Origin of the sequence: Plasticicumulans acidivorans (assembly GCF_003182095.1) — a bacterium.
Taxonomy (GTDB): Bacteria; Pseudomonadota; Gammaproteobacteria; order Competibacterales; family Competibacteraceae; genus Plasticicumulans; species Plasticicumulans acidivorans.
Genome location: NZ_QGTJ01000025.1, coordinates 1 through 1,634 on the forward strand (window position 1 = coordinate 1; position 1,634 = coordinate 1,634).

A 1,634-nucleotide genomic window follows, 5' to 3' on the forward strand; every position below is an offset into this window, starting at 1 on the left:
CCGACGATGCCGTAGTCGGCCACCTGGAAGATCGGCGCTTCTTCGTCTTTGTTGACCGCCACGATCACCTTCGAGTCCTTCATGCCCGCCAGGTGCTGGATCGCGCCGCTGATGCCTACGGCGATGTAGAGCTCGGGGGCGACGATCTTGCCGGTCTGTCCGACCTGGTAGTCGTTGGGCACGAAGCCGGCGTCGACGGCGGCGCGCGAGGCGCCGACGGCGGCACCGAGCTGGTCGGCGAGGGTTTCGAGGATGCCGAAGTTCTCGCCCGAGCCCATGCCGCGGCCGCCGGAGACGATGATGCGGGCGCTGGTCAGTTCGGGGCGTTCGGACTTGGTGAGTTCGGCGCTCTTGAATTCGGAGACGCCGGCGTCGGTGGCGCTGTCGAGACGTTCGATGGCGGCGCTGCCGCCGCTCGTGGCGGCGGCGGGGAAGCCGGTGCCGCGCACGGTGATGACTTTGACGGCATCAGCCGACTGTACGGTGGCGAGGACGTTGCCGGCGTAGATCGGGCGCACGAAGGTGTCAGCATCGACGACGCGGATGATGTCGGAGATCTGGGCGACGTCGAGCAGCGCGGCGACGCGCGGGGCGAGGTTCTTGCCGAAGGCGGTGGCCGGGGCCAGCACGTGGCTGTAGCCGCCGGCGAGACCGACGACCAGCGGGGCGAGGTTTTCGGCCAGGCCGTGGGCGTAGGGCGCGGCGTCGGCGAGCAGGACTTTGGCAACGCCGCTGACCTGGGCGACGGCTTCGGCGACGGCGCCGCAGCCGCTGCCGGCGACCAGGACGTGTACGTCGCCGAGGGCGGCGGCGGCGCTCAGGGTGTTGAGGGTGGCGCTTTTCAGCGCGGCGTTGTCGTGTTCGGCGATGACGAGGATGGTCATGGTTCAGAGCACCTGGGCGGCCTTGAGCTTGGCGACGAGTTCGGCGGCGTCGGCCACCTTGATGCCGGCACTGCGCTTGGGCGGCTCTTCGACCTTGAGCGTCTTCAGCCGCGGGCTGATGTCGACGCCGAGCGCTTCGGGGCTCAGCACGTCGAGCGGCTTTTTCTTGGCCTTCATGATGTTGGGCAGCTTGACGTAGCGCGGCTCGTTGAGGCGCAGGTCGGTGGTGACCACCGCCGGCAGCGTAAGCGCGACAGTCTCCAGGCCACCGTCGATTTCCCGGGTGACGCTGACGGTGCCGTCACCGACCTCGACCTTGGAGGCGAACGTGCCCTGCGCGCAGCCGAGCAGCGCGGCGAGCATCTGCCCGGTCTGGTTGGCGTCGTCGTCGATCGCCTGCTTACCGAGGATGATCAGCTGCGGCTGTTCCTTGTCGACCACGGCCTTGAGCAGCTTGGCCACCGCCAGCGGCTGCAGCTCGGTATTGGTCTCCACCAGCACGCCGCGGTCGGCGCCCATCGCCAGCGCCGTGCGGATAGTGTCCTGGCAGGCGCTCACGCCCAGCGACACCACCACGACTTCGCTCGCCTTGCCCGCTTCCTGCAGGCGCACCGCTTCTTCCACGGCGATCTCATCGAAGGGGTTCATCGACATCTTCGCGTTGGCGATGTCCACGTCCGTGCCGTCGGCCTTCGCCCGCACCTTGACGTTGTAATCCACCACCCGCTTTACGGCGACCAGGACTTTCAT

The 1,634-nt window shown here is 68.2% G+C and carries 2 protein-coding genes; both read right to left on the bottom strand.

Features of this window, described 5'->3' with window-relative positions; all coding sequences use genetic code 11:
• Nucleotides 1–884: electron transfer flavoprotein subunit alpha/FixB family protein (locus C7443_RS19705; RefSeq protein WP_110020736.1), on the bottom strand; the 884-nt coding region annotated here is incomplete at its 3' end.
• Nucleotides 885–887: 3 nt separating this feature from the next.
• A complete protein-coding gene (locus C7443_RS19710; protein ID WP_110020738.1) occupies nt 888–1,634 on the bottom strand; it encodes an electron transfer flavoprotein subunit beta/FixA family protein in 747 nt (248 codons plus the stop codon).

Coding starts and splice junctions, on each gene's coding strand:
- C7443_RS19710 (WP_110020738.1), bottom strand. CDS start 1,634: ATGAAAGTCCTGGTCGCCGTAAAGCGGGTGGTGGATTACAACGTCAAG.